Source organism: Burkholderia stagnalis (genome assembly GCF_902830275.1).
Lineage (GTDB): Bacteria > Pseudomonadota > Gammaproteobacteria > Burkholderiales > Burkholderiaceae > Burkholderia > Burkholderia stagnalis.
Window position 1 is genome coordinate 44,531 of record NZ_CADESW010000014.1, and the last position, 26,982, is coordinate 71,512.

Below are 26,982 nucleotides of genomic sequence, written 5' to 3' on the forward strand. Positions count from 1 at the left end.
CATGGATCTCACTCAAGTTTCCCCGTCCCGCGACGGGTCGGCTCAGGCCCCGATTCCGGCGCCGCTGTTCGACGACCGTCCGTTCCTGGCGCGCCTGTCGCCGTTCGACTGGCTGTTCGCGCTCGCGCTCGTGCTCGGCGCAGGCTATGCGTTCGTGCACTACAGCGCGCACATGGATTACTACGACAAGGCGGTGCTGATCGGCACCGTGCCGGCGCTCGCCGTGCTCGGCTGGCGCTGGAAGCCGGCCCGGCTGCTGATGGCGGCGATCGCGGCGCTGTCGCTGCTGTCGATCCAGATCTACCAGGGCGACCTGGCACGCGCGGATTCGGCGTTCTTCCTCAAGTATTTCCTGTCGAGCCAGTCGGCGATCCTGTGGATGAGCGCGCTCTTCGTGCTCGCGACGATCTTCTACTGGATCGGCACGCTGACGCGTTCGGTGACGGGCGGTGCGATCGGCCAGAAGCTCACCTGGGTCGCGGTGCTGATGGGCTTCACCGGGTTGATGGTGCGCTGGTACGAGTCGTACCTGATCGGCGCCGACGTCGGCCATATCCCGGTGTCGAACCTGTATGAAGTGTTCGTCCTGTTCAGCCTGATCACCGCGCTGCTCTACCTGTATTACGAAGGCCACTACGGCACGCGCGCGCTCGGCGCGTTCGTGCTGCTGATCATCAGCGCCGCGGTCGGTTTCCTGATGTGGTACTCGATCGCGCGCGACGCGCAGCAGATCCAGCCGCTCGTGCCGGCCCTGCAGAGCTGGTGGATGAAGATCCACGTGCCCGCGAACTTCATCGGCTATGGCAGCTTCGCGCTGTCGGCGATGGTGTCGGTCGCGTACCTGATGAAGGAGCGCGGCGTGCTCGCCGATCGCCTGCCGGCGCTCGAGGTGCTCGACGACGTGATGTACAAGTCGATCGCGGTCGGCTTCGCGTTCTTCACGATCGCGACGATCCTCGGCGCGCTGTGGGCGGCCGAGGCGTGGGGCGGCTACTGGAGCTGGGATCCGAAGGAAACCTGGGCGCTGATCGTGTGGCTGAACTACGCGGCGTGGCTGCACATGCGCCTGATGAAGGGCCTGCGCGGCACGGTCGCGGCCTGGTGGGCGCTGACGGGCCTGATCGTCACGACCTTCGCGTTCCTCGGGGTCAACATGTTCCTGTCCGGGCTGCATAGCTACGGCAAGCTGTAAGATTTCCGACGCTCGTCCGACTCAATACCGCCGGCGCACTCGCGTGCCCGGCGGTTTTGTTTTGTAACGAGCGGGCGGCGCGTGCGACGAACGGCGCATGATGATCCGGATCGAACGCTCATGAGCGCGTGTCGGCACGCGCGCAGCAAGGAGGAACAGCAGCATGTGGATCAAACGTCCTTTCCGGGGCGCATTGCGCGGCGACGACATCGCGCGCAGCGAAATCACGCCGCGCGCGGTGTTCGAGAACCGTCGGCGCGTGTTGCAGACGGCCGGCATCGCGGCGGCGGGCGGCCTGTTGGGCGGCAGCGGCGCGGCGTTCGCCGCGTATGCGTCGCCCGACGCAAGGGCCGCGAAGCTGGCGGCGAAGACCAATCCGACATTCGTCGTGGCCGACAAGGTGACGCCGTTCAAGGACCTCACCTCCTACAACAATTTCTACGAGTTCGGCACCGACAAGGGCGACCCGGCGCAGAACGCCGGCACGCTGCGGCCGCGCCCATGGCGCGTCAGCGTCGAGGGCGCGGTGCAGCATCCGAAGGTGTTCGACCTCGACGATTTGCTGAAGCTCGCGCCGCTCGAGGAGCGCGTCTACCGGCTGCGCTGCGTCGAGGGATGGTCGATGGTGATTCCGTGGATCGGCGTGCCGCTGGCGGAGCTGATCCGACGCGTGCAGCCGACCGGTAACGCGAAATACGTGCAGTTCGTCACGCTCGCCGACCCGTCGCAGATGCCGGGCCTGTCGACGCCGATTCTCGACTGGCCGTATGCCGAGGGCCTGCGGATGGACGAGGCGATGAATCCGCTGACGCTGCTGACGATGGGCGTCTACGGGCAGGTGCTGCCGAACCAGAACGGCGCGCCGGTGCGGATCGTCGTGCCGTGGAAGTACGGCTTCAAGAGCGCGAAGTCGCTCGTGAAGATCCGTTTCGTCGACCGTCAGCCGCCGACCAGCTGGCACACCTACGCGCCGAACGAGTACGGCTTCTACTCGAACGTCAATCCGGCCGTCGACCACCCGCGCTGGAGCCAGGCCACCGAGCGGCGCATCGGCGAGGACGGCTTCTTCACGCCGAAGCGCAAGACGCTGATGTTCAACGGCTATGGCGAGTTCGTCGCGTCGATGTATCAGGGCATGGACCTGAAGAAGAACTTCTGACGCACCGGTGAGGAACGACATGCCCCCTTCGATGCTCACGCCCGCGCGCGCCGCGGATGCCGCCGCACGGCCACCGGACAGGGTCCGCAACGCTGCGCCGCGCTGGCTCGCACCCGCCAGGGCACTGGTGTTCGCGGCCGGCCTGTATCCGCTCGCGCGCGTCGTGCTGTTCGGCCTGACCGACCGCCTCGGCGCCAATCCGATCGAATTCGTCACGCGTTCGACCGGCCTGTGGACGCTCGTGATGCTGTGCGTCACGCTCGGCGTGACGCCGCTGCGGCGGATGACCGGCGTCGCCGCGCTGCTGCGCTTGCGCCGGATGCTCGGCCTGTTCGCGTTTTTCTACGCGACGCTGCACTTCACGACCTACCTCTGGTTCGACAAGTGGTTCGACCTGGCGGCGATCCTGAAGGACGTCGGCAAGCGGCCGTTCATCACCATCGGCTTTGCCGCGTTCGTGTTGCTGATCCCGCTCGCCGCGACTTCGCCGCGCGCGATGGTGCGCAGGCTCGGGCGCCACTGGGCGACGCTGCATCGCACGATCTACGCGGTCGCGCTGTTCGGCGTGCTGCACTTCTGGTGGATGAAGGCCGGCAAGCACGATCTCGCGCAGCCGAAGCTGTATGCGGCGATCGTCGCGGCGCTGCTCGGCTGGCGCCTCGCCGCATGGGGATGGCGGCGCGTGCGAGGCTGATGGGGCGCGCTTCGCTGCGCGCCAAAAAGAAAGGCGATGACCGTGTGGTCATCGCCTTCTCAGTGCGCGGCGCGGGTTACTGCACGCTCGCCGGGCCGGAGGCGGGCGCCGGCTTGCCCGTCGATGAGGCGCCGCTCGACAGCTCCGGCGACAGCGTCAGCGGCGTGCCGGACGTATCGGGCATGCTGGCGGACGAGGAAGCGGTTTCGTCGTCCGGCTTGACGTCGGCAGGCGGCGCGTCCTGCTGCTGCTCGATCGGCTTCGGCGGCAGCGGCGGCACATTGGGCAGATAGAGCGGACCGCGCTGACCGCAGCCTGCAAGAATCGCCAAAGCCGCTACAATCGCGCTCATCCGGAAAACCACTCGCATGATCGTCCCTGAACAATTTAATCGATAGAGTTTAGCATGTCCGATACCGATTACCTGACCCGTGCCGAGGCCGTGCTGGCGGCCGTCGAGCGTACCGTGGACGCCGCGAACGACGGCGATCACGACATCGACCTGGAGCGCAACGGCAGCGTCCTGACGCTGACGTTCGAGAACGGCTCGAAGATCATCGTCAACCTGCAGCCGCCGATGAAGGAAGTGTGGATCGCCGCGAAGGCGGGCGGCTTCCATTACCGCTACGTGGACGGCGCGTGGCGCGACACGCGCACCGGCACGGAATTCTTCTCGGCGCTCAGCGACTACGCGACGCAGCAGGCGGGGATGCCGATCACGTTCAGCGCCTGAGCGGATCGAACCGTCGTATCAATGAAAAAGCGGCCCGCGGGCCGCTTTTTCGTGTCTGCGCGGAACGTCAGTGGCCGCGGAACAGGTTCATGATGTCCTGCTTTTCCTGTTCGTCGACGTGCGGCGCCTCCTCCTCACCTGCATCCTGCGCCGCCGGCGCCTGAGCCACGCCGACCGTCGACACGAAGCCATGCCCCGGCGTGAACTCGGCGAAATACAGCTCGCTGCCGAGCGTCGTGACGTCGTCCGGCATCGCCGGCTTGAATTCGGGCACGCTCTTGAGCGCGGCGCCCATGTAATCGATCCACACCGGCAGCGAGAGGCCGCCGCCGGTTTCGCGGTCGCCGAGGCTGCGCGGGTTGTCGTAGCCGATCCATGCGATCGCGGCGAGCGAATGCTGGTAGCCGGCGAACCACGCATCGTGCGAGTCGTTGGTCGTGCCGGTCTTGCCCGCAAGGTCGGTGCGCTTGAGCATGTTGGTCTTCGCGCCGGTGCCGCGCTGCGCGACGCTCTGCAGCAGGCTGTTCATCACGTACGCATTGCGCGCGTCGATCGCGCGCGGCGCGTTCTGCTCGGCGACGAGCGGCTGCGCGCGCGCGACGACCGCGCCGTTCGGATCGGTCACCTCGGCGATCAGGTACGGATTGACGCGGTAGCCCCCGTTCGCGAACACCGAGTACGCGCCGGCCATCTGCAGCGGCGTGACGAGGCCCGCGCCGAGCGCCATCGGCAGGTAGGCCGGGTGGCGCTCGGCGTCGAAGCCGAAGCGCGTGATGTACTGCTGCGCGTATTTCGTGCCGATGTGGTTGAGGATCCGGATCGACACGAGGTTGCGCGAGCGCTGCAGCGCGGTGCGCATCGACATCGGCCCCTCGAAGCCGCCGCCGTAGTTCTTCGGTTCCCACGGCTGGCCGCCCGTTTCCGCGGCGCTGAAGAACAGCGGGCCGTCGTTGATGACCGTCGCCGGGCCGAGGCCCTTGTCGAGCGACGCCGAGTAGATGAACGGCTTGAACGACGAACCCGGTTGCCGCCACGCCTGCGTGACGTGGTTGAACTTGTTCTTGTTGTAGTCGAAGCCGCCGACGAGCGAACGGATCGCGCCGTCCTGCGGAACGATCGAGATGAACGCGCCTTCGACCTGCGGCAGCTGCGTGATCGTCCATTTGCCGTCGTCGTTCTTCACGACGCGCACGATGGCGCCCGGACGGATGCGCCGGTTCGGCTGCGCATTGGCCGACAGCGCGCTGGCGGCGAAGCGCAGGCTGTCGCCTTCGAGCGTCGCGCTGCTGCCGTCGATGAAGGCGATCGTGATCTGGCGCGGGGCCGCCGCGGTCACGACCGCCGCGATCAGCTCGCCGTTGTCCGGGTGTTCGAGCAGCGCGTCGTCGATCGCCTGCTCGCGATCGTCGGCGCCGGCCGGCAGCTCGATGAAGCCTTCCGGCCCGCGATAGCCGTGGCGTCGCTCGTAATCCATGATCCCCTTGCGCAGCGCGCTGTAGGCGACCTGCTGATCGGCGGAATCGACCGTCGTGACGACGTTGAAGCCGCGCGTGTACGTTTCCTCGCGGTACTGCGCGTACATCATCTGGCGCACCATTTCCGCGACGTATTCCGCGTGCACGCTGAACTCGCGGCCGGCGCCCTTGACGACCAGCGGCTGGGCGATCGCCTCGTCGTATTGCTCGCGCGAGATGAAGTTCAGCTCGAGCATGCGCTGCAGGATGTACTCCTGGCGCACCTTCGCGCGCTTCGGATTGACGACCGGGTTATACGCGGACGGCGCTTTCGGCAGCCCGGCCAGCATCGCGGCTTCCGCGAGCGTGAGGTCCTTCAGGTCCTTGCCGAAATAGACGTGCGCGGCGCTCGCGAAACCGTATGCGCGCTGGCCGAGATAGATCTGATTCATGTAGACCTCGAGAATCTGATCCTTCGTCAGCGCGCGCTCGATCCGGTACGCGAGCAGCATCTCGTAGATCTTGCGCGTGTAGGTCTTTTCGCTCGACAGGAAGAAGTTGCGCGCGACCTGCATCGTGATCGTGCTCGCGCCCTGCGACGCATGGCCGTTCGTCAGCGCGACGAAGCCGGCGCGGATGATCCCGGTGAGATCGACGCCGCCGTGGTCGTAGAAGCGCGCGTCCTCGATCGCGAGGATCGCCTTCTTCAGCGAATCAGGCACGTCCTTGAAGTGGACGATGTCGCGCCGTTCCTCGCCGAATTCGCCGATCAGCACGTGATCGGACGTGTAGATGCGCAGCGGAACCTTCGGACGATAGTCCGTCAGCGCGTCGAGCGACGGCATGTTCGGCGACGCGACGACGAGCGCGTAGCCGAGCACGAGCGCGCCGCACAGGACGAGCGCCACGCACACCGCAGCGAAGCCGAGCAGGACTTTCAGCCACCAGGGGCGTTTCTTCGGCTCCGGGGCGGGGGGCGGGGACGTAGGGGACGTGGATTGCATAGGCATACCGGAAAACAGTCCCGCGATTATAGCTGCCCGGTATGACCGGTCCTGACGTGGGCGACGGGCCGCGCACGGGCGCGGGTTGCCGTGCTTCCAGCATAGCGCGCCGGTGCGCGCGGAGCGCGACGTTGGCCGTTCGGCCGACTGTCGGCGGCCCGCGCCGCTGCGCAGAATGCAAGCCTGGGATTGCGGCATGGGCCGCAGCGATGGCGGGAGGCTTGGATGGCCGGACGATGGGCGGTGCGACGCGCGATGGGCAGGCGCACGGCGACGGGGATCGACGTCGCCGCGGGTGACGTGAGGGTGGTGGTGGTGAGCCGGCGGCGGCGCGGCATGGACGTGCGCGTCGAAGGCATCGACACGGAACCGCTCGGGCAGCCGGACGGGCCCGACGACGTGCGCTGGGCGGCGGTCGGGCGCGCGCTGTCCGCCGCCGTGTCGCGGCTGGCGGCGCGCGGGGTGCGGTGCGACGTGTCCGGCGTGATGGCACTGCGCGACGACGAGATGCGTACCGCGACGCTCGACCTCGCCGGGCGCGACGATATCCCCGATGCCGCGCGGCAGGCCGCCGAGCGTATTTCCGGGCTCGCGCCGGACAGTCTCGCGTTCGACTGGCGGCCCACGGACGGCGCGCGGCCTGGCGAGATCGCGATTGCCGCCGCGCCGCAGGCCGCCTTGCAGCGGCGGATCGAGGCGGCAGCGGCGGCGGGTGTCGATCTGACGGGGGTCGACTGCGAGCCGATCGCCGCGCTGCGGGCGTTGCGCTTTGCCGCGTTGTGCGAACCGGACGCGCACGAACCCTGTTTCGCACTCTGGTTCGCCGATGCCGGCGTGCGCGGCTGGTTGCTGGACCGCGGCGCCGCGGTGCAGCAGTTCGCGTTCCCCGATCGCGCGCACGGCGCGCTGCCCGATGCGCTGCGCGCGTTGGCGCGCGGCCCGGCCCGGTGCACGGTGGTCGGCGGCGATACGCGGTATCTCGCTCGGTTCGGCACCTCCGTCGCGGAGGTCGGTGACTTGCTCGGCGCGATCGTTCTGCCGTTCGATTGTGCGCGCTGGGCCGGCGGCGGCCCAGTGGCGCGATCCGGCTCGACGGACGGGCCCGCGTTCGCGGTCGCGTTCGGACTCGCGCTGCGCGGGGTGTGGGAATGAGGGCGCGCGGCGTGCCTGCGGACGCGTCATGGGGGCCAGCTGCCGGGCAGGCATGGCTTGACGGGTTCAACCTGCTTCCGTACCGCGACCGTCTCGCCCGCGCGATGCGCCGGCGCCGGGCCGCGCAATGCGGCGCGGCAATCCTGCTCGGGGCGGCGGGCGTCGGGATATGGACGGGCAGCGCGGCGTGGCTGCGGGTACGAACGGACGCCGAACGCGCGCGTGTCGAGGCGGGCCTGTTGCGGCGGCAGCCGCAGGTGGACGCGGCGACGCGCGCTGCCCGGCAGGCCGCGGCCGCCGCGCAGCGCGATGCGCAGGCGGCGGCGCTCGCGGCGCCTTACCGGCAGGCGGCCGGGCTGCTCGCGCTGCTGGTGCGCGTGCGCGACGACGAAGTCCGGCTGGACGCGCTGCGCACGACATCCGCCGGCGCGGTGCTGGATGCGCGGGCTGCGAGCTACCGGGCGGCGGCGCGCTGGCTCGCGCGGATCGCGCGCGAGCCACATGGATGGCGCGTCGACGTCGACGCGCTGACGCCCGCTCCGCCCGACCCGGCGGGCGCGGTGCGCATGCCGTTCCGGTTCTCGGTGAAGTTGAACTGGCAGGCGGCTTCGCCGCGCCAGGAGGCCAAGCCGGAGGCGCGGAAATGACGGCGCTCGCGAATCGATTCGGTTATGACGGCGTCTCGCGGCCGGTCGTCATGCACGTTGCGGGCTGCGCGCTGGCATTCGGCGCGGTGCTGGCGGGCGGCATCCATCTGGCGGACAGCGCGGACTGGGGCGGACTCGCACGCAGCCGCGCGTCGCTGGAGGCGGCCATCGCGCGCGCGGCTGCGGCCGAACGGGTGCTTGCCGACGCGTCCCGCCATCGCGCGGCCCGCGCCGAGACGGGCGACAGCAGCGGCGCGCCGGCTGCACCAGGCTGGCCGGCGGTGCTGCTCGAACTGGCGGAACTGGCTGCGTCGAGCGGGCTGCAGGTCGTCGCGCTCGAGCCGCAGGCCGGGCAGGACGCGAAGCCGGAGGGCCGGCGCACGGTGCGCATCGACGCGAACGGAGGTTTCCCGGCGCTGCGGCGGATGATCGACGGGCTGGCGGCATCGCCGGTGCTGGTCGTGCCGGCGGCGATACGGGTCGAGCGCGACAGCCGGACGGCGCGCGTGGCGCTCTCGCTCGATGTGTTCCCCGCGTTGCGCGGCGGCGAGGCGGCATATGGCGAAGGGCGGCGCCATGAGGATACGGCGGATGCCGATCCGTTCGGGGCGCCGGCGGCGCCCGGGGCGGGCAGCGCGCTGCCGTCCCGGCTGGCCGGCGTGATGCGGGATGCGCGCGCCGGGCTTGCGCTGTTCGACGACGGCATGGGCGCGATCATGGCGGTCGCGGCCGGGGAGGCCGTTGGCGCGATGCGTGTGATGCGCGTCGAGCCGGACGCCGTGACGCTCGCCACGGCGTCCGGGGCGCGCAGGATGGTGCTGGACGACGGAGGTGCGCAATGGTGATCAGCATGGGGCGGCGAGCGCTCGTCGGGATCGGGCTTTATGCCGCAGCGGCATCCGGCGCGCTGCCGCCGCCGGTGCCGCCTGAGTGGCCGCCCGTGGCGTCGCGTGCCGACGGGCCGCACGTGCCGTTGCCGCAGGGGGCTGTCGACGGCAGCGAGATCGCGTCGTCGGCGGCGGAGCCGCCATTGCAACTGGAGCCGGCGCCGCGCGCCGCGCCTTCGGCGCCGGTCGCGACGCCCGCGCTCGAAGGTCCGCCGATCCCGCTGCCGCCGCCCGTGCGCATGAGCGACGCGGCCGCGCGGCGCCCGGGCGATGCCGACGACGCGCGGCGGATCTCGCTGAACCTGCAGGGCGTGAGCCTCGCCGCCGCGTTCGATGCCTTCGCGCGGTTCACCGGGCTCAACATCATCGTCAGCGAACAGGTGCGCGGCACGGTGTCGTTACGTCTGAACAATGTGCGCTGGCGGGCCGCGTTCGATACGCTGCTCGATACGCACGGGCTCGCGATGTCCCGTCGCGACGACGTGATCTGGATCACGCCGGCGGCAGAGCTGGCCGCGCGGGAGCGCGAACGCTTCGAGGCGCATGCGCGCGCGGCGGAACTCGAGCCGCTAGCCAGCCGCACCTTCGTGCTGCGCTATCCGCGCGCGCAGGACGTGCAGCGGCTCCTGACCGGCGGTGCGGGGCAGCGCCTGCTGTCGAAGCGCGGGGCGGCGGCGGCCGATGCGCGCACGAACCTGCTGTTCGTCACCGACCTCGCGCCGCGCATTGCACAGATCGCGGGCCTGATCGACGAAATCGACCGGCCGTCGCGGCAGGTTCGGATCGAGGCCCGGATCGTCGAAGGCGAGCAGGGTTTTTCGCGCAACCTGGGCGCCCGCGTCGCGCTGCGCGCCCAGGGCCGCACGGCGACAGGCGGCGATGGCGCGGCGGGCGCCGCTGCCGAGCGCAACGCACTCGATCTCGCGGCGCGGCCGCTCGGCGGCTTCGAAGCCGCTACGGCCGGGTTCACGCTGTTCGCCGCGCCGCTGAGCCGCGTGCTCGACATCGAATTGAGCGCGCTCGAGGCGCAAGGGCGGGGGCACATCGTGTCGAGTCCGCGCGTCGTGACGGCCGATCGCGCCAAGGCGATCGTCGAACAGGGCGCGGAGCTGCCCTATCAGGCCAAGGTCGGCAATGGCGTGAGCGGCGTGCAGTTCCGCCGGGCGACGCTGAAGCTCGAGGTCGAGCCGCAGATCACGCCGGACGGGCGCGTCGTGCTCGACCTGGACGTCACGAAGGACAGCGTCGGCGAGCCGACGGCGGCCGGCCCGGCGATCCACACGAAGCATGTGCAGACGCGCGTCGAGGTGGAGGATGGCGGGACGGTCGCGATCGGCGGGATCTACGAGCAGTTGCGCCGGGACGATGTGACGCGGGTGCCGCTCTTGGGCAAAATACCAGTTCTGGGCGCGCTGTTCCGGCATCGCGCGCAGCGCGACCAGCGCAGCGAGCTGGTCGTCTTCATCACCCCGACGGTCGTCGGTTCGCGTTGCGACGCGACCGGCACGGCCGGCGAGGATGCCCGTGAAACGGGGCCGGAAGCCGCCGGCGCAGGCTCGACAAGGCAGCCGCTTTGCCAGTAAGCTGCGCCACACACCAGCAAGATTGAAGCAGAGGAATGCCGTTGCAAGCGCGGGACCCACACGCAAACGTATTTTTCGTCGGCCTTATGGGAGCGGGTAAGACCACCGTGGGCCGGGCGGTCGCGCGCCGGCTCGACAGGGCATTCTTCGACTCCGACCACGAGATCGAGGCACGCACGGGCGCACGCATTCCGGTGATCTTCGAGATGGAAGGCGAAGCCGGGTTTCGCGACCGCGAATCGCAGGTGATCGCCGAGCTCACGCAGCGCGAGAACGTCGTGCTCGCGACGGGCGGCGGCGCGGTGCTGCGGCCCGAAAATCGCGAATTCCTGAAGGCGCACGGCATCGTCGTCTATCTGCGCGCCAATCCGCACGATCTGTGGCTGCGCACGCGCAAGGACAAGAACCGGCCGCTGCTGCAGACCGAGGATCCGAAGGCGCGTCTCGAGGCGCTCTATGAAGTGCGCGATCCGCTGTATCGCGAATGCGCGGATTTCGTCATCGAAACCGGCCGCCCGTCGGTCAACGGGCTCGTCAACATGGTGCTGATGCAGCTCGAACTGGCGGGTGTCGTCGCCAAGCCATTACAAGCATGATTACTGTCAACGTCGATCTGGGCGACCGCGCCTACCCGATTCATATTGGCGCCGGCCTGATCGGCCGCACCGAGCTGTTCGCCCCGCACATCAAGGGCTCGTCCGTCACGATCGTCACGAACACGACGGTCGATCCGCTATACGGCGACGCGCTGCGCGCCGCGCTCGCGCCGCTCGGCAAGCGCGTGTCGACGGTCGTGCTGCCGGACGGCGAGGCGTACAAGAACTGGGAAACGCTTAACCTGATCTTCGACGGCCTGCTGACCGACCGCGCGGACCGCAAGACCACGCTCGTCGCGCTCGGCGGCGGCGTGATCGGCGACATGACCGGCTTCGCGGCCGCGTGCTACATGCGCGGCGTGCCGTTCATCCAGGTGCCGACCACGCTGCTGTCGCAGGTCGATTCGTCGGTCGGCGGCAAGACTGGCATCAACCACCCGCTCGGCAAGAACATGATCGGCGCGTTCTACCAGCCGCAGGCGGTGATCGCGGACATCGGCGCGCTGACGACGCTGCCCGACCGCGAGCTGGCGGCCGGCATTGCCGAGATCATCAAGACCGGCGCGATCGCCGACGCCGCGTTCTTCGACTGGATCGAGGCGAACGTCGACGCACTGAACCGCCGCGAGCCCGGCGCGCTTGCCGAGGCCGTCAAGCGCTCGTGCGAGATCAAGGCGAGCGTGGTCGCGGCCGACGAGCGCGAAGGCGGCCTGCGCGCGATCCTCAATTTCGGCCACACGTTCGGCCACGCGATCGAGGCCGGGCTCGGCTACGGCGAGTGGCTGCACGGCGAGGCGGTCGGCTGCGGGATGGTGATGGCGGGCGACCTGTCGGTGCGGCTCGGCCTGCTCGACGAAGCGTCGCGGCAGCGCCTGGATGCGGTGATCGCGGCCGCGCACCTGCCGACTCGCGCGCCCGCGCTCGGCGACGCGCGCTACATGGACCTGATGCGCGTCGACAAGAAGGCCGAGGCGGGCGCGATCAAGTTCATCCTGCTGAAGCGCTTCGGCGATACGCTGATCACGCCTGCGCCCGACGAAGCGGTGTTCGCTACACTGGCGACGACGACGCAATAACCCCGGCCCGGCTGCCCGGCGCCCTTGACGTGGAGGAGACGGTGAGCGAGACATCCAGCAGCAAGTTGCCACGCCAGCCCCGGAGCGCGTCCGCTCCGGTGGCCGAGCCGCCGACCCTGGCGGCGCTGGAGGCCCATCTCGCCCCGTATGCCGCCCACGCGTCGCAATCGCGCGGCCGGCGCCACCCCGAGCCGCCGCCGGCGGCGCGCACCGAATTCCAGCGCGACCGCGACCGCATCGTCCATTCGACCGCGTTCCGCCGGCTCGAATACAAGACCCAGGTCTTCGTCAATCACGAAGGCGACCTGTTCCGCACCCGTCTCACCCACAGCCTCGAAGTCGCGCAGATCGCGCGTTCGGTCGCGCGCAACCTGCGGCTGAACGAGGATCTCGTCGAGGCGATCTCGCTCGCGCACGATCTCGGCCATACGCCGTTCGGCCATGCGGGGCAGGACGCGCTGAACGCATGCATGCGCGAGCACGGCGGCTTCGAGCACAACCTGCAGAGCCTCGCCGTCGTCGACGAGCTCGAGGAGCACTATGGCGCGTTCAACGGCCTGAACCTGTGCTTCGAGACGCGCGAAGGCATCCTCAAGCACTGTTCGCGCGACAACGCGCGCAAGCTCGGCGCGCTTGGCGAGCGGTTCCTGCAGGGCCGCCAGCCGTCGCTCGAGGCGCAGCTCGCGAACATCGCCGACGAAATCGCGTACAACAACCACGACGTCGACGACGGCCTGCGTTCCGGGCTGGTCACGATCGAGCAGCTCGCGGAAGTCGAGCTGTGGCAGCGCCATTACGCGGCGGCGCTCGCCGAATTCCCGCATCTCGAAGGCCGGCGTCTCGTGCACGAGACGGTGCGCCGCATCATCAACACGCTGATCGTCGACCTGATCGACGAGACGACGCGCAATCTCGCGCGCGTCGCGCCCGCGTCGCTCGACGACGTGCGCGCGGCGCCGCCGCTCGTGTCGCACAGCGAAGCCGTCGCCGCGCAGGCGGCGGCCCTCAAGCGCTTCCTGTTCAAGAACCTGTATCGCCACTACAAGGTCATGAGGATGGCGAACAAGGCGCAGCGCATCGTCACCGGGCTGTTCGACGCGTTCATCGACGATCCGCGCCTGCTGCCGCCGCAGTACCAGTCCGAGGACGCGTCGAAGCAGCCGCGCCTCGTCGCGCATTACATCGCCGGCATGACTGATCGTTTCGCCGTGAAGGAATACCAGCGTTTGTTCGTCGTCAGCGACAACTGACTGTCACAAACGATCACTAGACTGCGCCGGTTCGCTGGCGACGGGAAAGGTGTACCCGCCGTTGGTATCGTTTTCATAGGAGAGGTCGATGGAGAAGAAGCCCGTAGGGACGCTGGTTCGTTCGCTCGCGCTCGGGGGCGCGCTGATGTTCGGCGCGCAGCATGCGGCATTCGCGGCGACGGAGATCCAGTTCTGGCATGCAATGGAAGCCGCGCTCGGCGAGCGGGTGAACGAGATCGCGGCGCAGTTCAACGCGTCGCAGAGCGACTACAAGATCGTGCCGGTGTTCAAGGGCACCTACGACCAGGCGCTCGCGGCGGGCATCGCCGCGTATCGCAGCGGCAACGCGCCGGCGATCCTGCAGGTCTACGAGGTCGGCACCGCGACGATGATGCAGGCGAAGAAGGCGGTGGTGCCGGTCTACGACGTGTTCAAGCAGGCCGGCGTGCCGTTCGACGAGAAGGCGTTCGTGCCGACCATCGCGAGCTACTACAGCGACGCGAAGACGGGCCACCTCGTGTCGATGCCGTTCAACAGCTCGACCCCGGTGCTGTATTACAACAAGGACGCGTTCAAGAAGGCCGGGCTCGACCCGAACCAGCCGCCGAAGACCTGGGCCGAGGTCAAGGCCGACGCGGAGAAGCTGCGCCAGTCGGGCATGGCGTGCGGCTTCACGACCGGCTGGCAGGGCTGGATCCAGCTCGAGAACTACAGCGCGTGGCACGGCCTGCCGTTCGCGAGCCGCAACAACGGCTTCGACGGCGCCGACGCGGTGCTCGAATTCAACAAGCCGCAGCAGGTCGCGCACGTCCAGTTCCTGCAGCAGATGGCGAAGGACGGCACGTTCACGTATGCGGGCCGCAAGGACGAGGCGTCGGCGAAGTTCTATAGCGGCGACTGCGGGATCATGACGACGTCGTCGGGCGCGCTCGCGAACGTGCACAAGTTCGCGAAGTTCAGCTACGGCACCGGCATGATGCCGTACGACGCGGACGTGAAGGGCGCGCCGCAGAACGCGATCATCGGCGGCGCGAGCCTGTGGGTGCTGGCCGGCAAGGATCCGGCGACCTACAAGGGCGTCGCGAAATTCCTCGCGTTCCTGGGCTCGCCGGCCGTCGCCGCGAAGTGGCACCAGGACACGGGCTACCTGCCGGTCACGACGGCCGCGTACGACCTGACGCGCCAGCAGGGCTTCTACGCGAAGAACCCGAGCGCGGAAACCGCGATCAAGCAGATGCTGAACAAGGCGCCGCTGCCGTACACGAAGGGGCTGCGGCTCGGCAACATGCCGCAGATCCGCACGATCGTCGACGAGGAGTTCGAGCAGGTCTGGGCGCAGAAGAAGTCGCCGAAGGACGCACTCGATTCCGCGGCGAAGCGCGGCGACGAGCTGCTGCGACGCTTCGAGAAGTCGGGCAGCTGAGCGCGCGTCGCGCCGTGCCGCCGGCCGCGTCGCGCGCATCCGCGCGGCGGCCGGCGGCCGTTCATCCCTCCCGTTTGGCCTGACCGGATCCTTGCGATGCAATCCCGTTCCCGTTTCGGTACGAGCCTGCTGCCGTACCTGCTGATCGCGCCGCAGCTCGCGATCACCGGCGTGTTCTTCCTGTGGCCCGCCGGCGTCGCGCTGTGGCAATCCACGCAGATGCAGGATGCGTTCGGCACGTCGAGCGAGTTCGTCGGCATGGCGAACTTCACGCGCCTGTTTGCCGATCCGCTGTATCTCGACTCGTTCCGCACGACGCTCGTGTTCAGCGCGCTCGTCACGGTGAGCGGGCTCGTCGTGTCGCTGCTGCTCGCCGCGTGCGCGGACCGCGTGATACGCGGCGCGCGCGCATACCGCACGCTGCTGATCTGGCCGTATGCGGTCGCGCCGACGATCGCGGCCGTGCTGTGGGCATTCCTGTTCAACCCGAGCATCGGCCTGATCACCTTTGGGCTCGCGAAAGCCGGGATCGTCTGGAACCACGCGCTGAACGGCGGGCAGGCGATGTTCCTGATCGTGCTCGCGTCGGTGTGGAAGCAGGTGAGCTACAACTTCCTGTTCTTCTACGCGGGGCTGCAGGCGATCCCGCGCTCGCTGATCGAGGCGGCCGCGATCGACGGCGCGGGCCCGGTGCGGCGCTTCTTCCACGTCGTGCTGCCGCTGCTGTCGCCGACGAGCTTCTTCCTGCTGGTCGTGAACCTCGTGTACGCGTTCTTCGACACGTTCCCGGTGATCGACGCCGCGACCGCGGGCGGCCCCGCGCAGAGCACCAAGACGCTGATCTACAAGATCTTCACGGAAGGCTTCCAGGGGCTCGATATCGGCAGCTCGGGCGCGCAGTCGGTCGTGTTGATGGCGATCGTCGTCGGGCTCACGGTGATCCAGTTCCGCTTCGTCGAACGCAGGGTGCAATACGCATGATCGAGAATCGCAAGGGTTTCGACCTGTTCTGCCACGCGGTGCTGATCGCGGGTGTCGCGCTGCTCGTGTTTCCCGTCTACGTCGCGTTCTGCGCGGCGACGATGAGCGCGCAGGAAGTGGTCAGCGTGCCGCTGTCGCTGGTGCCGAGCACGCACCTCGTCGAGAACGTCGCGTACATCTGGCGGCACGGCAGCGGCGGCACGACCGCGCCGTTCGGCCGGCTGCTCGCCAACAGCCTCGCGATGGCGCTGGGCATCGCGATCGGCAAGATCGCGGTGTCGATCCTGTCCGCCTACGCGATCGTCTATTTCCGATTCCCGTTCCGCAACACGGCGTTCTGGCTGATCTTCGTCACGCTGATGCTGCCGGTCGAGGTGCGGATCTTCCCGACCGTGCAGGTCGTGTCGACGCTGCAGATGACCAACTCGTACGCGGGGCTCACGCTGCCGCTGATCGCGTCGGCCACCGCGACCTTCCTGTTCCGCCAGTTCTTCATGACACTGCCCGACGAGCTGATGGACGCGGCGCGCATCGACGGCGCGGGGCCGCTGCGCTTTTTCTGGGACGTCGTGCTGCCGCTGTCGAAGACGAGCATCGCGGCGCTGTTCGTGATCACCTTCATCTACGGCTGGAACCAGTACCTGTGGCCGATCCTGATCACGACGGAGGCGTCGCTGTCGACGTCGGTGGTCGGCATCAAGACGATGATCGCGAGCGGCGATGCCGCGACCGAATGGCAATACGTGATGGCGGCGACGCTGCTGGCGATGATTCCGCCGCTCGTCGTCGTGCTGGCGATGCAGCGCTGGTTCGTGCGCGGCCTCGTCGATTCTGAAAAGTAACCACGGACACGCTACGAGGAGAAGGACGACGTATGGCTGCGCTGAGCTTGAGGGGCGTCAGGAAATCCTATGACGGAAAGCAGCAGGTGTTGCACGGCATCGACGTCGAGATCGCCGACGGCGAGTTCATCGTGCTGGTCGGGCCGTCCGGCTGCGGCAAGTCGACGCTCTTGCGGATGATCGCGGGGCTCGAGAGCGTGACGGACGGCGAGATCGCGATCGGCGAGCGGGTGGTGAACGCGCTCGAGCCGAAGGATCGCGACATCGCGATGGTGTTCCAGAACTATGCGCTGTATCCGCACATGACGGTGGCGCAGAACATGGGCTACGGGCTGAAGATCCGCGGCCTCGAGCGCGCGACGATCGACGCGCGCGTCGCCGCGGCCGCGAAGATCCTCGAGCTCGAGCCGCTGCTCGCGCGGCGGCCGCGCGAGCTGTCGGGCGGCCAGCGGCAGCGGGTCGCGATGGGGCGCGCGATCGTGCGCGAGCCGTCGGTGTTCCTGTTCGACGAGCCGCTGTCGAACCTGGACGCGAAGCTGCGCGTGCAGATGCGGCTCGAGATCCAGCGGCTGCATGCGCGGCTCGCGACGACGAGCGTGTACGTGACGCACGACCAGATCGAGGCGATGACGCTCGCGCAGCGCGTGATCGTGATGAACCGCGGCTACGCGGAGCAGATCGGCGCGCCGGTCGACGTGTACGAGAAGCCGGCGACGGTGTTCGTCGCGGGCTTCATCGGTTCGCCGGCGATGAACCTGCTGCAGGGGCGGCTGTCCGCGGACGGCGCGACGTTCACCGTCGCGGGCGGCGGGCCGGACCTGCCGGTCGCGGACGCGCCGGGCCTCGGCACGGAGATCGCAACCGGCCGCGACTGGGTGCTCGGCGTGCGCCCGGAGCACATGACGCCGCAGCCGGGCGTGCCGCATGCCACACTGCCGGTCGATTCGTGCGAACTGCTCGGCGCGGACAACCTCGTGCACGGCCGCTGGGGCGCGCACGACGTCGCGGTGCGCCTGCCGCACGCGGACCGCCCCGCGCGCGGCACGGCGCTCGCGGTCGCGCTGCCCGCGCACCGGCTGCATTTCTTCGATCCCGAGACCGGCAAGCGCGCCGGCTGAATCCGCTGCGAGGCCTACTGATGACTTTCCGCCCTGACTGGCCCTATCCGCGCGTCGTCGCCCATCGCGGCGGCGGCGCGCTCGCGCCGGAGAACACGCTCGCCGCGCTCGCCGAAGGCGCGCGGCGCGGACACGCGATGGTCGAATTCGACGCGAAGCTGTCGGCCGACGACGTGACCTTCCTGCTGCACGACGACACGGTCGACCGGACCTCGAACGGCCAAGGGCCGGCGGCGACAATGCGCTATGCGGAACTCGCGGCGCTCGACGCCGGCGCGTGGTTCGACGCGCGCTTCGCGGGCGAGCGGATGCCGACGTTGGAAGCGGCAGCGGCGCGCTGCATCGCGCTCGGGCTGGCGGCGAACGTCGAGATCAAGCCGTGCCCGGGCCGCGAGCGCGAGACCGGGCGGCGCGTGGCCGCGGATGCCGCGGCGCATTGGCGCGGCGCCGCGGTGCCGCCGCTGCTGTCGTCGTTTTCGTTCGATGCGCTGCAGCATGCGCGCGAGGCCGCACCGGGCCTGCCGCGCGGGATGCTGTACGAGGCCGTGCCGGACGACTGGCGTGCGCAGGTGGTCGATGCGCTCGGCTGCGTGTCGCTGCATGCGGACCACACGCGGCTCGACGAGCCGCTGGTGCGCGCGATCAAGGCGGCCGGGCTGCGGATCCTCGTCTATACGGTCAACGACCTCGAACGGGCGCGGCAGCTCGTGAGCTGGGGCGTCGACGCGGTCTGCACGGACCGCATCGACCTGATCGGCCCGCACGCGCTGGATGCGATCGTGCAGCGCGCATGATCGGCAACGATGGCTCGGAAACGAGCCTGACGCGAAAAAATCGACGCCCCGGCGGCCTTCCGTCCGGGGCGTTTTGCATCGTGGGGCGTTACGCCAGGAAAAATCCGCTACAAATTGCAGCAGGATTAACCATTCCCCAAATATTCGACTACGCTTAGAAGCGGTAGCCGACGTTCAGGTAGGTGACGATCGGGTTGAGCGAGATCTTCGCCTTCGACGTCTCGGTCAGGGTGCCGACCTGGGTCCGCTTGGCGGTCGTGAAGGTGGCGGTGACACTCACCGGGATGTACGAGATCGACAGGCCGGCGAACCAGTGATCGGTAAAGTTGTACGTGAAGCCGGCGTTGAAGACGGGCGCCCATTGGTTGCTGGTCTGTGCGCTGGTCGGGCCGCCGAGCACGCCGTTCTCGAACGCGCCGTTCGTGATCTTCGCGCCGGTGAACCACACGTAGGTCGCACCGATGCCGACATACGGCCGGAATTTGGCGTTGGCGTCGTTGAAGTGGTAGCGAAGCAATACCGCGGGGCTCCACTGGTATGCACGGCCGAGTACGCCGAACTTTTCGAACTGACCCTTGCCGGTGATGTCGAACTTCGGCGGGATCCCCATGACGAGCTCGGTGGAGATGTGGTCGGTGACGAAGTAGCCGGCTGCCAGCCCAAACGTATCGGCGTCGTTGATGCCGGCGCCGGTGTTGGGAATCGACTGGTTGACGGGCGTGCCGCCGACGCCGTACAGGAATAGCGGGTCGCTGCTGTCCTGTGGCGACAGGTGCAGCCAGCCGGTGCTGACGTAGAAGCTACCTGCGGATTGCGCATGTGCCGCACTGCCCGCAAACGTGAATGCGAGCGCTGCGGCCCCCGTAATGGCCAGTTTTCGTTTCATTGTGTCTCCTCCGATCATAGGCGTGCTCATTATGACGACTGCGTTTAAAACCAAACAAGCTCGTAAGTTAGAGTTTTCTCCCTAGGATTCGCACGACCGTACGTTTCAGCGCCGCGGGCGAAAGGATTCTACGCAAGTGCGCTTCATCGGACCTTCGGGTATTTCCTAACGCGATCAAACGGACATTCAGCATGGCACGGTTAGCACGACTCTACGTTCCCGACCAGCCGCAGCACGTGATACTGCGCGGCCTGGATCAGCAACCCGCGTTCGTCGACGACCAGGACTACGAACTCTTCATCGATTGTCTGAAGGCCGCGGCGCGCGATCATCACCTGGCGGTGCACGCGTACGTGCTGCTGCCGCGCCAGGTGCAGCTTCTCGTGACGCCGAGCGACGAGGCCAGCCTGCCGAAAGCGATGCAGGCGGTCGGGCGCCGCTACGTCGCACACTTCAACCGGCGCTATTCGCGGCGCGGCACCCTCTGGGAAGGCCGCTACCGCGCGACGGTGATCGAGGGCGAGCGGTATTTCCTGCTCGCGAGCCGGGTAGTCGAGCTCAGCCCGGTGCGCGCGCAGCTGGCCGCCACCCCCGACGCCTACCGCTGGTCGAGCTACCGGCACCACATCGGGCTCACGGTCGACAGCCTGATCACCGACCATCCGCTCTACTGGGCGCTCGGCAATACGCCGTTCGAGCGCCAGCGCGCGTACAAGGAGCTGTGCGAGCAGCCGCTCGACGAGCGGCAGGCCGACCAGCTGCAGCAGGCGACGCTGAAGGGCTGGGTGCTCGGCGGCGACACCTACCGCGAATGGGCGGCCCGCACCGCGAACCGGCGCGTATCGCCGCTGCCGCGCGGGCGCCCTCGCAAGGTGCGTGAGAATACGCCGCCGATCCAGCAATAGACGCTGGCAGGCAGGCGAACAGGCGGCGCCGCGGGCGCCGCTTCTTTTTGCACCAAAACGATACGGCCCCAATAAAACGGCACCAGATCGATGCATTTGTTTAATTGGGGTTCGATCATCGAGTTTTTGTTGCTATTCCATTGATTCGTCGCGTATATTCCGAATTCCGGTGGCCGGGCGAAGCATGCCTGACCCACCGTCGGCCGCGCCGCGTCCTGCCGGGAGGCGGGAAGCGCGGCAACAAGAAAATGGTTTAACGGCCCTCGAGGCCCCTTTACGACGGTGTCCCCATGAACGACCACCAGCAGCCGCTCACCGCGGTGCCCGCCGCGCAAGGTCTGTATGACCCGCAAAACGAACACGACGCCTGCGGCGTCGGCTTCGTCGCTCATATCAAGGGCAAGAAGAGCCACGAGATCATCGAACAGGGTCTGAAGATCCTCGAGAATCTCGACCACCGCGGCGCGGTCGGCGCCGATCCGCTGATGGGCGACGGCGCGGGCATCCTGATCCAGATTCCGGACGCGTTCTACCGCGAGGAGATGGCCAGGCAGGGCGTGACGCTGCCGCCGGCCGGCGAGTACGGCGTGGGGATGATCTTCCTGCCGAAGGAAAACGCATCGCGGATCGCGTGCGAGCAGGAACTGGAGCGCACCGTGAAGGCCGAGGGCCAGGTGGTGCTGGGCTGGCGCGACGTGCCGGTCGACCACGCGATGCCGATCTCGCCGACCGTGAAGGCCACCGAGCCGCTGATCCGCCAGATCTTCATCGGCCGCGGCAAGGACATCATGGTGACGGACGCGCTCGAGCGTAAGCTCTACGTGATCCGCAAGACCGCCAGCCACCGCATCCAGGCGCTCAAGCTGAAGCACGGCAAGGAATACTTCGTGCCGTCGATGTCGGCGCGCACGGTCGTCTACAAGGGCCTGCTGCTCGCCGGCCAGGTCGGCGTGTACTACCGCGACCTGCAGGACGCGCGCGTCGTGTCGGCGCTCGCGCTCGTGCACCAGCGCTTCTCGACCAACACGTTCCCGGCATGGGAACTCGCCCACCCGTACCGGATGATCGCGCACAACGGCGAGATCAACACCGTGAAGGGCAACGTCAACTGGCTGAACGCCCGCACCGGCGCGATCGCGAGCCACGTGCTCGGCGACGACCTGCCGAAGCTCTGGCCGCTGATCTACCCGGGCCAGTCGGATACGGCTTCGTTCGACAACTGCCTCGAACTGCTCGTGATGGCGGGCTACCCGCTCGTGCACGCGGTGATGATGATGATCCCGGAAGCGTGGGAACAGCACACGCTGATGGACGAGAACCGCCGCGCGTTCTACGAATATCACGCCGCGATGATGGAGCCGTGGGACGGCCCCGCCGCGATCGCGTTCACCGACGGCCGCCAGATCGGCGCGACGCTGGACCGCAACGGCCTGCGCCCGGCCCGCTACATCGTCACGGACGACGATCTCGTCATCATGGCGTCGGAAGCCGGCACGCTGCCGATCCCCGAATCGAAGATCGTCAAGAAGTGGCGCCTGCAGCCGGGCAAGATGTTCCTGATCGACATGGAACACGGCCGCATCATCGACGACAAGGAGCTCAAGGACAACCTCGCGAACGCGAAGCCGTACAAGAGCTGGATCGACGCGGTGCGCATCAAGCTCGATGAAATCGAGCCGAAGGCAGAGGAAGTCGCCGCGGGCCGCACCGTCGGCGCCGCGCTGCTCGATCGCCAGCAGGCGTTCGGCTATACGCAGGAAGACCTGAAGTTCCTGATGGCGCCGATGGCGCAGCAGGGCGAGGAAGCGGTCGGCTCGATGGGCAACGACTCGCCGCTCGCGGTGATGTCGAACAAGAACAAGACGCTCTATCACTACTTCAAGCAGCTGTTCGCGCAGGTCACCAACCCGCCGATCGACCCGATCCGCGAGAACATGGTGATGTCGCTCGTGTCGTTCATCGGCCCGAAACCGAACCTGCTCGACACCAACAACATCAACCCGCCGATGCGGCTCGAAGTGTCGCAGCCGGTGCTCGATTTCAAGGACATCGCGAAGATCCGCGCGATCGACCAGTACACCGGCGGCAAGTTCAGCTCGTACGAGCTGAACATCTGCTACCCGGCCGGCTGGGGCAAGGAAGGCATCGAGGCGCGCCTCGCGTCGCTGTGCGCGGAAGCCGTCGACGCGGTGAAGTCGGGCTACAACATCCTGATCGTGTCGGATCGCAAGACCGACGCCGAGCACGTCGCGATTCCCGCGCTGCTGGCGACCTCGGCGATCCACACGCACCTCGTCCAGCAGGGCCTGCGCACGAGCACGGGCCTCGTCGTCGAGACGGGCTCGGCGCGCGAGACGCACCACTTCGCGCTGCTCGCCGGCTACGGCGCGGAAGCCGTGCACCCGTACCTCGCGATGGAAACGCTCGCGCAGATGGCCGACGGCCTGAAGGGCGACCTGTCGCCGGAAAAGGCGGTGTACAACTTCACGAAGGCGGTCGGCAAGGGCCTGCAGAAGGTCATGTCGAAGATGGGCATCTCGACGTACATGTCGTACACGGGCGCGCAGATCTTCGAAGCGGTCGGCCTCGCGACCGATCTCGTCGAGAAGTACTTCAAGGGCACGGCGTCGAAGGTCGGCGGCATCGGCCTGTTCGAGGTCGCGGAAGAGGCGATCCGCCTGCACCGCGACGCGTTCGGCGACAACCCGGTGCTGCGCGACATGCTCGACGCGGGCGGCGAGTACGCGTACCGCGTGCGCGGCGAAGACCACATGTGGACGCCGGATTCGATCGCGAAGCTGCAGCACGCGACGCGCAGCAACTCGTACCAGACGTACAAGGAATACGCGCACCTGATCAACGATCAGACGAAGCGTCACATGACGTTCCGCGGCCTGTTCGAATTCAAGGTGTCGCCGGCGAAGGCGATCCCGATCGACGAAGTCGAGCCGGCGAAGGACATCGTCAAGCGCTTCGCGACCGGCGCGATGTCGCTCGGCTCGATCAGCACGGAAGCGCACGCGACGCTCGCGATCGCGATGAACCGGATCGGCGGCAAGTCGAACACCGGCGAAGGCGGCGAGGACGAGAAGCGCTACCGCAACGAGCTGCGCGGCATTCCGATCAAGTCGGGCGAATCGCTGAAATCGGTGATCGGCGACGAGATCGTCAGCGATATCCCGCTGAAGGACGGCGACTCGCTGCGCTCGAAGATCAAGCAGGTGGCGTCGGGCCGCTTCGGCGTCACGGCCGAGTACCTGGCATCGGCCGACCAGATCCAGATCAAGATGGCGCAGGGCGCGAAGCCGGGCGAAGGCGGCCAGCTGCCGGGCCACAAGGTGTCGGAATACATCGGCAAGCTGCGCTACTCGGTGCCGGGCGTCGGCCTGATCTCGCCGCCGCCGCACCACGACATCTACTCGATCGAGGATCTCGCGCAGCTGATCCACGACCTGAAGAACGTGAACCCGAGCTCGAGCATCTCGGTGAAGCTCGTGTCGGAAGTGGGCGTCGGCACGGTTGCGGCCGGTGTCGCGAAGGCGAAGGCCGATCACGTCGTGATCGCCGGCCATGACGGCGGCACGGGTGCGTCGCCGCTGTCGTCGGTCAAGCACGCGGGCACGCCGTGGGAGCTCGGCCTTGCCGAAACGCAGCAGACGCTGGTGCTGAACCGCCTGCGCGGCCGCATCCGCGTGCAGGCCGACGGACAGATGAAGACGGGCCGCGACGTCGTGATCGGCGCGCTGCTCGGCGCGGACGAGTTCGGCTTCGCGACGGCGCCGCTCGTCGTCGAGGGCTGCATCATGATGCGCAAGTGCCACCTGAACACGTGCCCGGTCGGCGTCGCGACGCAGGACCCGGTGCTGCGCGCGAAGTTCTCGGGCCAGCCGGAACACGTCGTCAACTACTTCTTCTTCGTGGCCGAGGAAGTGCGCGAGATCATGGCGCAGCTCGGCATCGCGAAGTTCGACGACCTGGTCGGCCGCGCCGACCTGCTCGACACCCGCAAGGGTGTCGAACACTGGAAGGCGAAGGGCCTCGACTTCTCGCGCGTGTTCTACCAGCCGGAAGACTGCGAGGACGTCGCGCCGCGCCACGTCGACGTGCAGGATCACGGCCTCGAGCGTGCGCTCGACCACGTGCTGATCGAGAAGGCGAAGGCCGCGATCGAGAACGGCGAGCACGTGTCGTTCATCCAGCCGGTGCGCAACGTGAACCGCACGGTCGGCGCGATGCTGTCGGGCGTGATCGCGAAGAAGCACGGCCACGACGGCCTCGACGACGACGCGGTGCACATCCAGCTGAAGGGCACGGCCGGCCAGAGTTTCGGCGCGTTCCTCGCGAAGGGCGTGACGCTCGACCTCGTCGGCGACGGCAACGACTACGTCGGCAAGGGCCTGTCGGGCGGCCGGATCATCATCCGTCCGACCAACGACTTCCGCGGCAAGTCCGAGGAAAACATCATCTGCGGCAACACGGTGATGTACGGCGCGATCGAAGGCGAATCGTTCTTCCGCGGCGTCGCGGGCGAGCGCTTCTGCGTGCGCAACTCGGGCGCGACGGCGGTCGTCGAGGGCACCGGCGACCACGGCTGCGAATACATGACGGGCGGCACGGTCGTCGTGCTCGGCGAGACGGGGCGCAACTTCGCGGCCGGCATGTCGGGCGGCGTCGCGTACGTGTACGACCCGGACGGCACGTTCGCGGCGAAGTGCAACAAATCGATGGTTGCGCTCGATCCGGTGCTGCAGCAGGCCGAACAGGAGCGCACGGTCGACCGCGCGCTCTGGCACGCGGGCGCGACGGACGAAGCGCTGCTCAAGGGGCTCGTCGAGCGTCACTTCCAGTTCACCGGTTCGCCGCGCGCGAAATCGCTGCTGGAAAACTGGGACGCGGCGCGGCGCCAGTTCGTGAAGGTGTTCCCGAACGAATACAAGCGCGCGCTGGGCGAGATCGGTGCGAAGAAGGCGGCGAAGGAAGAACTGGCCGCCTGAGCGACGAACGACACAGCAGAGGCCGCGCGCGCCTGACCATCAGGCCGCGCGGCTCCCCCACCCGATACACGGAATCAGAAGAGCACCTTATGGGCAAGGCAACCGGTTTTCTGGAGTTCGAACGCCGCCACGAGGCGTACGAAGCACCGCTCACGCGCGTGAAGCACTACAAGGAATTCGTCCAGGCGCTGTCCGACGCGGACGCGAAGGTGCAGGGCGCGCGCTGCATGGATTGCGGCATCCCGTTCTGCAACAACGGCTGTCCGGTCAACAACATCATCCCGGACTTCAACGACCTGGTGTATCGCCAGGACTGGCGTCAGGCGATCGAGGTCCTGCACTCGACCAACAATTTCCCGGAGTTCACGGGCCGCATCTGCCCGGCGCCGTGCGAGGCCGCGTGCACGCTCGGGATCAACGACGACCCGGTCGGCATCAAGTCGATCGAGCACGCGATCATCGACAAGGCGTGGGCGGAAGGCTGGGTTGCGCCGCAGCCGCCCGCGCACAAGACGGGCAAGAAGGTCGCGGTGGTCGGCTCGGGCCCCGCGGGCCTCGCGGCCGCGCAGCAGCTCGCGCGCGCCGGCCATGACGTGACGGTGTTCGAGAAGAGCGACCGGATCGGCGGCCTGCTGCGCTACGGGATCCCCGACTTCAAGCTCGAGAAGTGGCTGATCGACCGCCGGATGCGCCAGATGGAGGCGGAAGGCGTGACGTTCCGCACCAGCGTGTTCATCGGCAAGGATGCGCTGCCGGATTCGATCGGCAACATGGCGAAGGAAACCCTCTCGCCGGAGACGCTGAAGGAAGAATTCGACGCGGTCGTGATCGCGGGCGGGTCGGAAACGCCGCGCGATCTGCCGGCACCGGGCCGCGAGCTGGCCGGCATTCATTTCGCGATGGATTTCCTGCCGCAGCAGAACCGCGTGAATGCCGGCGACAAGCTGGCCGACCAACTGCTTGCGAAGGGCAAGCACGTCGTCGTGATCGGCGGCGGCGATACGGGCTCGGACTGCGTCGGCACGTCGAACCGTCACGGCGCGAAGGGCGTCACGCAGTTCGAGCTGCTGCCGCAGCCGCCGGAAGAGGAAAACAAGCCGCTCGTGTGGCCGTACTGGCCGATCAAGCTGCGCACGTCGTCGTCGCACGAGGAAGGCTGCGAGCGTGACTGGGCAGTCGCGACCAAGCGCTTCGAAGGCCGCAACGGCAAGGTCGAGAAGCTGATCGCGGCGCGCGTCGAGTGGAAGGACGGCAAGATGCAGGAAGTGCCGGATTCGGAGTTTGAGATCAAGGCCGATCTCGTGCTGCTCGCGATGGGCTTCACGCAGCCGGCCGCGCAGGTGCTCGAGGCGTTCGGCGTCGCGAAGGACGCGCGCGGCAATGCGCGTGCGGCGACCGAAGGCGATCGCGCGTACTACACGTCGGTCGACAAGGTGTTCGCGGCGGGCGACATGCGCCGCGGCCAGTCGCTCGTCGTGTGGGCGATCCGCGAAGGCCGCCAGTGTGCGCGGTCGGTCGATGCGTATCTGATGGGGCATTCGGAACTGCCGCGCTGAACGTAGTTCGCTGGTAGTCGTCGTATCAGGCCGGGCGTCCGAAAGGGCGCCCGGTT

The 26,982-nt window shown here is 68.0% G+C and carries 22 protein-coding genes; 19 read left to right on the forward strand and 3 right to left on the reverse strand.

What is annotated here, in order from left to right:
- The first annotated feature begins 1 nt into the window (after nt 1).
- The 3 genes from ccsB to msrQ all read left to right on the forward strand — a co-directional run bounded on the left by ccsB (nt 2) and on the right by msrQ (nt 3,045).
- Nucleotides 2–1,192 carry a c-type cytochrome biogenesis protein CcsB gene (gene ccsB, locus HWY45_RS23010; RefSeq protein ID WP_059883740.1) on the forward strand — a complete coding sequence of 397 codons (1,191 nt, stop codon included), beginning with the start codon at nt 2–4 and terminating at the stop codon, nt 1,190–1,192.
- 163 nt (nt 1,193–1,355) lie between these two features.
- A complete protein-coding gene (msrP, locus tag HWY45_RS23015; protein WP_059883739.1) occupies nt 1,356–2,351 on the forward strand; it encodes a protein-methionine-sulfoxide reductase catalytic subunit MsrP in 996 nt (331 codons plus the stop codon).
- Between the two features lie 19 nt (nt 2,352–2,370).
- Complete coding sequence (msrQ, locus tag HWY45_RS23020) at nt 2,371–3,045, forward strand: protein-methionine-sulfoxide reductase heme-binding subunit MsrQ (protein ID WP_059883738.1); 675 nt, start codon at nt 2,371–2,373, stop codon at nt 3,043–3,045.
- 76 nt (nt 3,046–3,121) lie between these two features.
- On the opposite strand, the gene lptM is transcribed toward msrQ, so the two are convergent.
- Nucleotides 3,122–3,415, reverse strand: coding sequence for an LPS translocon maturation chaperone LptM (gene lptM / locus HWY45_RS23025; protein ID WP_059883737.1), 294 nt, complete (start codon nt 3,413–3,415; stop codon nt 3,122–3,124).
- A gap of 36 nt (nt 3,416–3,451) precedes the next feature.
- Here lptM and cyaY point away from each other — a divergent pair, with 36 nt between their 5' ends.
- Nucleotides 3,452–3,778: an iron donor protein CyaY gene (cyaY, locus tag HWY45_RS23030; protein WP_059803082.1), complete on the forward strand. Its 327-nt coding sequence runs from the start codon at nt 3,452–3,454 to the stop codon at nt 3,776–3,778.
- 67 nt (nt 3,779–3,845) lie between these two features.
- Here cyaY and HWY45_RS23035 read toward each other — a convergent pair whose 3' ends face one another.
- Nucleotides 3,846–6,236, reverse strand: a complete 2,391-nt coding sequence (locus HWY45_RS23035) for a penicillin-binding protein 1A (RefSeq protein ID WP_124482771.1) — start codon at nt 6,234–6,236, stop codon at nt 3,846–3,848.
- Between the two features lie 225 nt (nt 6,237–6,461).
- Here HWY45_RS23035 and HWY45_RS23040 point away from each other — a divergent pair, with 225 nt between their 5' ends.
- The 12 genes from HWY45_RS23040 (at nt 6,462) to ugpQ (ending at nt 18,585) form a co-directional block, all read left to right on the forward strand.
- Nucleotides 6,462–7,388: a hypothetical protein gene (locus HWY45_RS23040; RefSeq protein WP_059883736.1), complete on the forward strand. Its 927-nt coding sequence runs from the start codon at nt 6,462–6,464 to the stop codon at nt 7,386–7,388.
- Nucleotides 7,385–8,035: a hypothetical protein gene (locus tag HWY45_RS23045; protein ID WP_059883735.1), complete on the forward strand. Its 651-nt coding sequence runs from the start codon at nt 7,385–7,387 to the stop codon at nt 8,033–8,035. Before HWY45_RS23040 ends, HWY45_RS23045 begins: the two co-directional genes overlap by 4 nt.
- A complete protein-coding gene (locus tag HWY45_RS23050) occupies nt 8,032–8,880 on the forward strand; it encodes a hypothetical protein (protein ID WP_059883734.1) in 849 nt (282 codons plus the stop codon). Before HWY45_RS23045 ends, HWY45_RS23050 begins: the two co-directional genes overlap by 4 nt.
- Nucleotides 8,874–10,505, forward strand: coding sequence for a type IV pilus secretin PilQ (locus HWY45_RS23055; protein ID WP_230942421.1), 1,632 nt, complete (start codon nt 8,874–8,876; stop codon nt 10,503–10,505). The genes HWY45_RS23050 and HWY45_RS23055 overlap by 7 nt, the downstream gene beginning before the upstream one ends.
- A 41-nt stretch (nt 10,506–10,546) precedes the next feature.
- Nucleotides 10,547–11,101, forward strand: a complete 555-nt coding sequence (aroK, locus tag HWY45_RS23060) for a shikimate kinase AroK (protein WP_059558441.1) — start codon at nt 10,547–10,549, stop codon at nt 11,099–11,101.
- Entirely contained in the window at nt 11,098–12,177 is a 1,080-nt protein-coding gene (gene aroB, locus HWY45_RS23065; protein ID WP_059803073.1) for a 3-dehydroquinate synthase, read from the forward strand. Before aroK ends, aroB begins: the two co-directional genes overlap by 4 nt.
- Before the next feature lie 41 nt (nt 12,178–12,218).
- Complete coding sequence (locus HWY45_RS23070; protein ID WP_059803106.1) at nt 12,219–13,427, forward strand: deoxyguanosinetriphosphate triphosphohydrolase; 1,209 nt, start codon at nt 12,219–12,221, stop codon at nt 13,425–13,427.
- Between the two features lie 88 nt (nt 13,428–13,515).
- Entirely contained in the window at nt 13,516–14,850 is a 1,335-nt protein-coding gene (gene ugpB, locus HWY45_RS23075; protein ID WP_059558333.1) for a sn-glycerol-3-phosphate ABC transporter substrate-binding protein UgpB, read from the forward strand.
- Between the two features lie 96 nt (nt 14,851–14,946).
- Nucleotides 14,947–15,831 (forward strand): sn-glycerol-3-phosphate ABC transporter permease UgpA, encoded by an 885-nt coding sequence (ugpA, locus tag HWY45_RS23080; RefSeq protein WP_059883733.1) that lies wholly within the window; start codon nt 14,947–14,949, stop codon nt 15,829–15,831.
- A complete protein-coding gene (gene ugpE / locus HWY45_RS23085; protein ID WP_059883732.1) occupies nt 15,828–16,673 on the forward strand; it encodes a sn-glycerol-3-phosphate ABC transporter permease UgpE in 846 nt (281 codons plus the stop codon). Before ugpA ends, ugpE begins: the two co-directional genes overlap by 4 nt.
- 32 nt (nt 16,674–16,705) lie before the next feature.
- Nucleotides 16,706–17,791 carry a sn-glycerol-3-phosphate import ATP-binding protein UgpC gene (locus tag HWY45_RS23090; RefSeq protein ID WP_059803067.1) on the forward strand — a complete coding sequence of 362 codons (1,086 nt, stop codon included), beginning with the start codon at nt 16,706–16,708 and terminating at the stop codon, nt 17,789–17,791.
- Between the two features lie 20 nt (nt 17,792–17,811).
- Nucleotides 17,812–18,585, forward strand: coding sequence for a glycerophosphodiester phosphodiesterase (gene ugpQ / locus HWY45_RS23095; RefSeq protein ID WP_059803065.1), 774 nt, complete (start codon nt 17,812–17,814; stop codon nt 18,583–18,585).
- Between the two features lie 154 nt (nt 18,586–18,739).
- On the opposite strand, the gene HWY45_RS23100 is transcribed toward ugpQ, so the two are convergent.
- A complete protein-coding gene (locus HWY45_RS23100; protein WP_059558345.1) occupies nt 18,740–19,471 on the reverse strand; it encodes an OmpW/AlkL family protein in 732 nt (243 codons plus the stop codon).
- Between the two features lie 191 nt (nt 19,472–19,662).
- On the opposite strand from HWY45_RS23100, the gene HWY45_RS23105 reads away from it, so the two are divergent.
- From HWY45_RS23105 to HWY45_RS23115, 3 genes are all read left to right on the forward strand, one after another.
- Nucleotides 19,663–20,376, forward strand: a complete 714-nt coding sequence (locus tag HWY45_RS23105; RefSeq protein WP_059558347.1) for a transposase — start codon at nt 19,663–19,665, stop codon at nt 20,374–20,376.
- A gap of 290 nt (nt 20,377–20,666) precedes the next feature.
- Nucleotides 20,667–25,370, forward strand: coding sequence for a glutamate synthase-related protein (locus HWY45_RS23110; RefSeq protein ID WP_059883731.1), 4,704 nt, complete (start codon nt 20,667–20,669; stop codon nt 25,368–25,370).
- A gap of 89 nt (nt 25,371–25,459) precedes the next feature.
- Nucleotides 25,460–26,926, forward strand: coding sequence for a glutamate synthase subunit beta (locus tag HWY45_RS23115; protein ID WP_059883730.1), 1,467 nt, complete (start codon nt 25,460–25,462; stop codon nt 26,924–26,926).
- The last annotated feature ends 56 nt before the right edge of the window (nt 26,927–26,982 follow it).